General features: G+C 69.8%; 7 protein-coding genes. 4 read left to right on the top strand and 3 right to left on the bottom strand.

From position 1 onward, the window contains the following. Nucleotides 1-90 precede the first annotated feature (90 nt). A complete protein-coding gene (locus C5B96_RS16590) occupies nt 91-618 on the top strand; it encodes a hypothetical protein (RefSeq protein WP_104246474.1) in 528 nt (175 codons plus the stop codon). A gap of 168 nt (nt 619-786) precedes the next feature. Here C5B96_RS16590 and C5B96_RS16585 read toward each other — a convergent pair whose 3' ends face one another. Further along, on the bottom strand, nt 787-2,844 hold the full coding sequence (locus C5B96_RS16585; RefSeq protein ID WP_104246473.1) for a DUF262 domain-containing protein: 2,058 nt from the start codon (nt 2,842-2,844) through the stop codon (nt 787-789). 121 nt (nt 2,845-2,965) lie between these two features. Here C5B96_RS16585 and C5B96_RS16580 point away from each other — a divergent pair, with 121 nt between their 5' ends. Then, on the top strand, nt 2,966-3,739 hold the full coding sequence (locus C5B96_RS16580) for a hypothetical protein (protein WP_104246472.1): 774 nt from the start codon (nt 2,966-2,968) through the stop codon (nt 3,737-3,739). Between the two features lie 136 nt (nt 3,740-3,875). Here C5B96_RS16580 and C5B96_RS16575 read toward each other — a convergent pair whose 3' ends face one another. Next, nucleotides 3,876-4,637: a hypothetical protein gene (locus C5B96_RS16575; RefSeq protein ID WP_104246471.1), complete on the bottom strand. Its 762-nt coding sequence runs from the start codon at nt 4,635-4,637 to the stop codon at nt 3,876-3,878. A gap of 182 nt (nt 4,638-4,819) precedes the next feature. On the opposite strand from C5B96_RS16575, the gene C5B96_RS16570 reads away from it, so the two are divergent. Then, a complete protein-coding gene (locus C5B96_RS16570) occupies nt 4,820-5,710 on the top strand; it encodes a hypothetical protein (RefSeq protein WP_146078233.1) in 891 nt (296 codons plus the stop codon). Nucleotides 5,711-5,838: 128 nt separating this feature from the next. Here the strand turns inward: C5B96_RS16570 and C5B96_RS16565 are convergent, their stop codons facing one another. Continuing rightward, nucleotides 5,839-6,489: a DUF1992 domain-containing protein gene (locus C5B96_RS16565; protein WP_104246469.1), complete on the bottom strand. Its 651-nt coding sequence runs from the start codon at nt 6,487-6,489 to the stop codon at nt 5,839-5,841. 223 nt (nt 6,490-6,712) lie between these two features. Between C5B96_RS16565 and C5B96_RS16560 the strand changes: the two genes are divergently transcribed. Continuing rightward, a complete protein-coding gene (locus tag C5B96_RS16560) occupies nt 6,713-8,299 on the top strand; it encodes a Na+/H+ antiporter (protein WP_104246468.1) in 1,587 nt (528 codons plus the stop codon). The last annotated feature ends 168 nt before the right edge of the window (nt 8,300-8,467 follow it).

The raw sequence follows: 8,467 nt of genomic DNA, 5'->3' as shown, positions 1-8,467 counted from the left end.
ACCCCCTCCCCCACCCCAACCTGCGCGCGCCATCTGCGCCCGCAACGCTATACTTGAGCAAAACTCGCACACCGAATCGCTGAAGGCTGGATGGACACCGTCTTCATCGACGAGAGCAAGACGAAGGGCTACACCCTCGTCGCCGTCACCGTGCCCTCCGAGAGCCTCGTCTCCCTGCGAAAGCAGATCGCCCTCCTCCGGAAGCCCGGCCAGGCCCGCGTGCACATGGTCAAGGAGAGCGACCCCCGCCGCCGCCTCATCCTCTCCACCCTCGCCGACCTCGGGCTACGCGCACGGGTCTACTCCGTATCCGGGTTGGCCGACGCCCCCGCCCGCGCAGCATGCCTGCGCCAGATCGTCGAAGACACCAGCGACAGCGGCGCTACCCGGCTCGTTCTGGAACGCGACGTGTCGATCGAGAAATTCGACCGGCAGGTTCTGCGCACACTCGCGGAGTCGCAGCAGGGCGACAGCCGATTCACCTACTGCCACGAGAGCGCCTCAGCAGAGCCCCTGCTCTGGGTTCCCGACGCCATTGCCTGGGCGTTCGCCCGCGGCGGCGAATGGAAGCGACGCATCACCCCGCTCGTCGTCACCAGAGCACGGCAACCGCGTTAAACGCGAAACTCGGCACACCGACCGTCCGGAAGGCTACCGAGTCCACTTTCTGCCGCTACTGCAACAGACATCCTGAGTATATGTCACCCCGACCCCCGAAGCAACCACCCGACCGCCTCACTCCTCGACGTATTTGCGACCTCGACCGTCTGTCTCCTTGTTGCGCGATCACATGATGGCGCCGATGTAGGAGTACTTCACGAAGACCTCGGCAGCGATGCCGGCCTCGTCGAGCACGCCCTGCACAGCGGTCAGCATGTACTTCGAGTCCCAGCCCATGTAGAGGTGGGTGTCGTCGTCGAGCTGGTCCCAGTGCCCGTTCCACGCCTGGGCGTCGTAGACGGGGCCACCGCGGCGCGCACTGAACGCGATGACGGCGGGGCGAGCATCCGCCCACAACCGCTTGAAGATGCGGTTGAAGAGGTACTTGACGTCGTAGACCTCCCAGTGCTCGCCGCGGTACTCGACGTACTCGAATTCGCGCTCCCAGCCGCGTGGCCAGCCGCGGCGGCGTTGGGCGTCAAGGATGGGCGTCAGCCCGTCGTCGTCGATGACGACGACCGCCGGCCGCGCCCACACGCCGAGAAAGAGGTCGGTCAACGCCGCCGTGCGCGCCGCGATGGAGGCGGTGCCCCAGGCATCGGCGAGCGCGAGCACCGCCGTCGAGGCCACCTCGCTCGCCGCGTAGAGCGCCCGCTTCTCGGGGAACGAGCGATCGATGGTGCGCTCCGCGAGCGGCTGCTCGAGCAGCGCCAGGTTGCCGAGCGTCTGGGCGAGCGCGCGGTGGCTGTTCTGCTCGTCGTCGCTGTACTCCGCCCAGGTGCGGATGCCGTCGCCGCTCCAGCTGTCGGCGGGCGAGAGCGGGAAGATGTTCTCCACGTCGAACGAGGAGAGTTGCGCGAACGGGGCAGCCGCGTCGTCGGCTCCGGATGCCGCGGCCTCCGCCCGGGCGATCCGCCTCAGCACGTACCCGGCGTGCGGCAGGTCGCTGAACTTCAGCGCCACGCGCACCCGCTCATCCGACGGAGTGATGCGGGCGATCGCCTGCACCAGCTCGTCCGGCCCCAGCGCACGGGCCCGGCAGAGCCGCGCCACGAGTCGATCGTTGCTCACTCCGACGACGGTGCGTCGCAGCAGCAGCGACTGGATGTGCTCGAGCGACCGGATGAGTCCCTCGGCCGAGGTGACCCCGCGCGTGTAGTCGAGGTATGCACGCAGGGCGAGCGGATACATCCCGCGCCCGAAGGTGTTCAGGTAGCCGAGCTGCACACCGACGGCAGGGTCGGGCGCCTCGCCCGGTTCGAGCAGCACGCGGTACACCTCCGACAGCTGCCGCCACTGTTCGGCGTGCACGCGCAACGACGCCAGGTCGAGCCGAGGGAACTGCTGCCGGAAGGCGTCGTACACCCCGCGTTCGCCGGCCACGGCGACCTCGCGACCTGTCGTCATGACGAGGTAGTGCCGCCAGAAGCTCGCGATCGACTCTCCCGTGTTCTGCTCGATCGGAAGCCAGTAGGTGTCTTCGATCTCGCTCTGCTCGGCGTGCGAGAGCCCCATCAGCACGTAGTTGTGGATGAGTTCGTGGTCGCGCAGTGGTTCGCCCGTCGAGTTCAGGCTCTCGAAGATCTGCTGCGCGTTCGCGTCTGCGCCGAGGGTGATCGCGACGTGTTCGAGTTTCTGCAGGCCCCGCCAGATGCGGGGAACCTCGTCTGCCAGGACCTGGCTGCGGAAGAAGGCGTAGTTGTCGTCGAACCGCGAATCGCGCAGCTGATCATCCGGTGCCCGCCGATCGAGCACGACACTCTCGAACACCTCGGCCCAGGCCCGGTGCGGGCGCAGCTTGGTGCGTCGGCGATCGGATGCCCGTACCAGCACCGCCTCGAGGTCGCGGGCGAGCGCCGACCCCTGCTGCTCGGGCTGTTGCAGCACGGTGTGGTGCAGAGCGGCGACCAGCAGCATCAGCGTGGTGATGCGCTGCTGGCCATCGATGAGAACGAGTTCGGAGTCGGAGCCGTCGGCCGCGGTCGAGAGGATTGAGCCGAGGAAGTGGCGCTGCCGATCATCCGAATCCGCGACGGCCCTGATGTCGCCGAGGAGCTGTTCGCAGCCGCCGATGTCCCACCGGTACTGGCGCTGGTAGACCGGAACGACGATGGTCGTCTCGGGGGCGGAGAGCCAGTGCACGGTGTTGACCGCAGTGGCGTCGACATTGGTGGCAGAGGACATGGATTCGATCGTACAGACACCCCGGTGTGCTCCCGGCCCAGCCAAATGAGCGGATGTTAGGCTGACCTAACCTGGACCTGTTAAAACGTGCTGGTCCAAGACGAAAGGGCAAGATCTCACTATGGGATACATCAAATCTGCCGCTCTGGAAGAAACTGGCTATGTGGTGCTCGACCGCTACAACCAGGAACTCGACCCCAAAGAGTGGCTGGACATCGAGTACAACGACTGGAAGTCCTCCGGCGACACCCGGTTCGCACCGCTGGCGAGCGCCTTCGGCGCCATCGAATGCAACGGCTTCTGGAACCACAAGCCGCCGCGCACCGACAAAGACGGCGTGTGGATCGACTCCCAGATCGAGAAGGCCCCGAACCTGACGCGTCGCGCGCAGGAGCCGGGTGCCAACGTCGGTCGCTGCCGCGTGATCGAGCTGCAGCCGAACGAGTACGCCGACACCCTCTACAACCTCCACCAGGACGACAACAACCGCCTGAACCCCGACGGTACGGGCTGGGTCGTTCGCGGCTTCTTCAACCTGACCGACGACAAAGACAGCTACTTCGTGCTTCGTCACAACCGCACGGACCCCGAGGGCGAGGTGCGCATCGCGCTTCCGGCCGGAGCCCAGCTGATCGTCGACACCCAGCGCCTCTGGCACGCCGCCACGCACCCCGGCCCCGAGCCGCGGTACTGCCTCATCACGTCGTGGGAGTCAGGCCCCGAGCTCGACGCCTACATCGAGAAGTACAACGGTGTGAACCACGTCGAGAGCGTCGAGGTCCCCCAGGACGTGCTCGACGCCGGCCAGGCCGAGCAGGCCCGCCGCCTCGCGGCACGCGCTGCCGCCCTCGCCGCACGCGGGCAGGCCGAGCAGCTCGTCATGAGCGAGGCGTGATCCTCGGCTCGTAGCGTTGCACACGGGTGCCCCGGCTTCGGCCGGGGCACTTCTGCGTTCCGGGAGGGGTGGCCGGGCATCCCGCGCGCCTTCTGTTCCGGTAGGGGTGGCCGGGCATCCCGCGCGCCTTCTGCAGCTAGCGCGTGAGCGCGACCCCGACGGCCGCCGCCGTGCGCCTCGCGGCGTGGTGCCGCTGGCCCCGGATGGTCACGATACCCACGATCGCCACCCAGACGAGGAACGGGAACGTCGCGAGCGCCGTCACTCCCCCGCCGCCGGCCGAGAACGGATCGGTCGCGCTCGTGCCGTTGAACATCGCCGGAACCGTGACCAGGTTCGAGGCGGCCACCGCGAAGGCGAGCCAGCCCGTCCAGCGCGGGAGCACATCCGACGCGAACGTCACGTAGCCCGCCGCGGCGACCACCAGAGCGGTCAGCACGCAGCCGATCGACCCGAACATCACGATGTGGCCCTCCGTGAGCGCGCGGATGACCGTGCCGTTCGCCGGCTGGTCGATCGTGTCGAGGGCGCCGCCGGCATCCATCGCGTCGCCGACCAGCGTGATCGCCACGAACACCATGCCCGCGCCGTAGCCGAGGTCGGCCACCCACTGCATGTCGTGCCGGGTGTGCGTGATCAGTTGGCGGAAGCTCGCCAGAAAGACGATCAGCGCGGCCATCAGGAACGTGTCGATGAAGATCACGACGAGCGTCGGGTTGGCCGCCTCGGTCATGAACGCGCCGATCGCCTGCTCGTCGGCGAGCTCGGGCCGGGTGCCGACGGTCGTGACCTGCACGAGGAACTCGGCGGCCATCAGGGCGGCGACGGCGATCGCGGAGATGCCGGTCCACCGCCTGACGTCGGGCTTCAGCGTCTCTGGGCGCAGCACTCTGTTCATCTCGGGCCCCCCTCTCCCCGCCGATTCTGGCACAGCCGCGCGCGCGGCGCGAAGGGGCGCAGATCGTGCCAACCACGCGGCCTCGGAACGATCTGCGACCCTTCGCGAGTGGTGAGGTGAGCGGGCGGCGGGCGGGCGCGAGGGCCGTTGTGCGGGGGCGGGTTGGGTGATACCTCTGGAGGATGGATGACGCGGGGGCAGCACGGGTGCGAGATGCGGGTGCAGCGGCGAGCGCGCGGGGAGCGGGGAGCGGGCTGGGAGCGCGAGGCGATCGGGCGGCGGGGGTGGCCGCGGCGGTGCTCGGCGTCGAGGCGGTCGCATTGGCGATCGTGCGCGCGGCAACGGGGCGGCGCGTACTGCTGCCGGTCGACGCGTGGCTGTCGAGCCTGGGTGGGCGGGCATCCGGAACCCCTGGGCCGACCCCCGAACCCGTGCAGATCGCCGTGACCGATCTGGGCGTGGCGGTGGTGGTGCTGTGCGTGCTGGTCGCCGTCGCGCGCGCGCTCGAGGCCGCGGGGCGCACCCGTGGCAGCGACACCGCGCGCTGGGTCGAGTTCTCGGTGACGGCGTCGGTGACCGTGTTCCTGGTCGCGCAGCTGAACGGGGTTCAGGATGTCACGACCCTCGTGCTGGTCTACGCAGCGACGAGCGGGATGGCGCTGTTCGGCCTGCTGCAGCAGCGCGTCGGGGTGGGGCGCGGGCATCCGAAGCTCGCGCTGTGCTTCGGCGCCGGGCTCGGGATCGTGCCGTGGGGCGTCGTGGCGTTCCAGCAGATCGGGGCGGGCCTGGTGGGCGACCCGCCGTCGGTCGCGGTGCGCGTGATCACGCTCGTGATGCTGGCGTTCGCGGGAGCGTTCCTCGTCGCGCAGTGGCGCGTCGCGGGAGTGGCTGGAGGCGCGAGTGTCGTTGCCGACGCGGATGCCTCGGCAGACGCAGGCGCAGGCGCGACGGGCCGCGCAGACGCCGTCGGGCGCGGAGGGTTCCGTGGGGAACGGATGCACGTGCTGCTGAGCGCCGCCAGCACCTCCGTGTTCGCGTGGCTGGTGGTGCTCGGCCTCGTGCTGCCGAACTGACGCGAGGCCACTCGAGCGAGGGGACCCAGATCGTGCCACACTGCGCCTTCGGCTGCAGTCTGCGTCCCTTCGATCGCTCGAATGACGTGCGAGAGGGGCGCGGCGCAGCCGCAGGTGGGCGCGGCAGCCTAGGGCGCGGGGCGGCGCAGACGCCGGCGCTCGCGCCACGGGAGCGCGCGGAAAGCCGCCTCCTCCGCCTCGCGCCGCCGCTCGTACGCCGCGAAGCGCGCCTCGCGGCGCTCCCGCCACCGCGCGACCTCCGCCTCGACATCCCGCACCGCCGTCGTCACCGGCGGCCCGCCCTTCAGCTGGCGCCGAGCCTCGACCACGCGCGCATTGAAGTCGCCGAGCAGCTCGCGCACCCGCTTCTCGGAGGGCGCGGCATCCAGAGTCTCATCGAGCGCAGCGCTCTCGCTGCGCAGGGTCAGCGCCGGCGGACCCAGCCCCGTGATGTTCTCACGCTCGATCTTGCGCTTGATCCACCAGTCGGGGTCGTAGGCGTCGTGCAGGTTGCGGAGCGGCTTGCCCGCCCCCGGCAGATTGTCGAAGTCGCCGCGCCGCATCGCCTGCTGGATCGAGATCTCGACGTACTGGGCGCGCGCCTCCATCGACCGCTGGCCGGCGAGGGCGGTGTCGTCGTCGGGCGCCTCCGCAGCGCCATCGGGCGACTCCGATCCGGCGCCCGCCGCGCCCCGCGCCTCATCCCCCGGCAGCGAACCGTCGACGAGGTAGCGGGCCACATTGAGGCGGGTGTCGCTCCGCTTCTTCCTGCCGCTCATGTCTTCCAGCCTAGATTTCGGGTCGGTGGGCGTCGACTCCGGATGCCCGTCTTTCGCCGAGCGCGAAACCGCTTGTGCGGGGTGTGCAGGGTTCCTTCATCCGTCGGCTGCGGCCGCGGCATCCGCTCGCTATGATTCCGAGCACACCGGAACCGGACGGTGGAGAACCGGACGCGACAGAACCGGCCACGACAGAACCGGGCACGAGAGAAGGGGGTGCGACATGGAAGGGCTGGAGTTCCTCGTCATCATCGGTGCCTCGATCTTCGTGGGCGGGGCGCTGGCGGCGAAGATCCGCCTGCCGCCGCCGCTGGTGCTGCTGCTGCTCGGTGCGGCGCTCGGTTTCGTTCCGCTGCTGAGCGGCATCCAGTTGCCTCCTGACCTGGTGATTCTGCTGTTCCTGCCCGCGCTGCTGTACTGGGAGTCGCTGAACACGTCGCTTCGGGAGATCCGTCGCAACCTGCGGGTGATCGTGCTGGCGTCGATCGTGCTCGTGCTGGTGACCGCCGGCGTCGTCGCCGCGATCGCCCACGGTTTCGGGCTGCCGTGGCCGATCGCCTTCGTGCTGGGCGCGATCCTGGCGCCGACGGATGCCACGGCCGTCTCGTCGATCGCGGGCCACCTGCCACGCCGCACAGGCACGATCCTTCGCGCCGAGAGCCTGATCAACGACGGCACGGCGCTCGTGCTGTACGCGATCGCGCTGGGCACGGCGGTCAGCGGAACCCCGATCAGCTTCGGCTTCGCAGCCCTGCAGTTCGCGGCATCCTATGTCTTCGGAATCGCCATCGGCCTCGCGGTCGGGCTGCTCGCGGTGATGCTGCGGCGCCTCGTGCACGACCGGCTGCTCGCGAACACGCTGAGCGTGATCACCCCGTTCCTGGCGTACCTGCCCGCCGAGTCCCTCAACGTCTCCGGCGTTGTCGCCGTGGTGACGGCCGGACTCGTGCTGAGCCAGTACGGCCCCCGGGTGATCACCGCCAGCATGCGTGCGCAGTCGTCCGGATTCTGGCAGTTGAGCACGTTCATTCTGAACGCGACGCTCTTCCTTCTGATCGGGTTCGAATTCCACGCCGTGACCGCCGATCTGGGGCCGGACTGGTTCGGAACAGTGGCGATCGGCCTGGTCATCGCTGCTGCGGTGTTCGCCACGCGGCTCATCTGGTCGAACGTCACGCCCTACGTGATCAGGGCGCTCGATCGGCGGCCGTCGCAGCGGCTGCGGCGGGTGTCGTTCCGGCAGCGCCAGCCGAACGCCTGGGCGGGTTTCCGCGGCGCCGTGTCGCTGGCGGCCGCCCTCGCGCTGCCCGCGACGACCAGCGACGGGCAGCCGCTGCCGTACCGCGACCTCGTCATCACGGTGACGTTCATCGTCATCCTCTTCTCGCTCGTGGTGCAGGGGCTGACCCTGCCGGCGGTGGTGCGCTGGGCGCACCTGCCTCCCGACCCGACCGAGTTCGATGAGCTGCTGCTCGCGGAACAGACCGGCATCAGGGCCGAGCTCAAGGTGCTTCCGGATGTCGCGGCCCGCCTCGGCACGCCGCCCGACGCCGCATCGCACGTGCGCGACCTGCTCGAATCGCGGCTGGCGGGCATCCACCGCGAAGACGGCAACCCGGCGGCCGCGCGCCGCGACGAGAGCGAGTTCGACGTGAAATCCCAGCTGCAGGCGGCGCTGCTGCCGGCGAAGCGGGATGCTCTGCTGCGGTTGCGGCACTCGGGGGCGATCGACGACGTGGTGCTGCGCCGGGCGACGGCGCGCATCGACCTCGAGGAGCTGCGCCTCGCGGCCCCCGCCGACGAGGACTGAGGCGGCGCGGCTGGCCCGGTCAGCCGGGCCCGTCAGCCGGGCCCGTCAGCCGGGCCCGCACCCAGCCGCCCTCCTGCCGGCTCGCGGACTCGGCCGGGCCCGGGGTAGGTGGGGCGGCGGGCGGGGTGGCTTAGTGGGCGCGGGTCAAAGAGCGCGTGGGTCAGAGGG

The sequence above is a fragment of the Subtercola sp. Z020 genome (assembly GCF_002931235.1).
Classification (GTDB): Bacteria; Actinomycetota; Actinomycetes; order Actinomycetales; family Microbacteriaceae; genus Subtercola.
The sequence above is the reverse complement of the archived record's forward strand: the minus strand, read 5'-3'. Positions and strand labels throughout refer to the sequence as shown.

Bases quoted from the DNA above. Each gene is read 5' to 3' on its own strand.
- C5B96_RS16580 (WP_104246472.1), top strand. From the start codon at position 2,966: ATGGGATACATCAAATCTGCCGCTCTGGAAGAAACTGGCTATGTGGTG.
- C5B96_RS16560 (WP_104246468.1), top strand. From the start codon at position 6,713: ATGGAAGGGCTGGAGTTCCTCGTCATCATCGGTGCCTCGATCTTCGTG.
- C5B96_RS16570 (WP_146078233.1), top strand. From the start codon at position 4,820: ATGGATGACGCGGGGGCAGCACGGGTGCGAGATGCGGGTGCAGCGGCG.
- C5B96_RS16585 (WP_104246473.1), bottom strand. From the start codon at position 2,844: ATGTCCTCTGCCACCAATGTCGACGCCACTGCGGTCAACACCGTGCAC.
- C5B96_RS16565 (WP_104246469.1), bottom strand. From the start codon at position 6,489: ATGAGCGGCAGGAAGAAGCGGAGCGACACCCGCCTCAATGTGGCCCGC.
- C5B96_RS16590 (WP_104246474.1), top strand. From the start codon at position 91: ATGGACACCGTCTTCATCGACGAGAGCAAGACGAAGGGCTACACCCTC.
- C5B96_RS16575 (WP_104246471.1), bottom strand. From the start codon at position 4,637: ATGAACAGAGTGCTGCGCCCAGAGACGCTGAAGCCCGACGTCAGGCGG.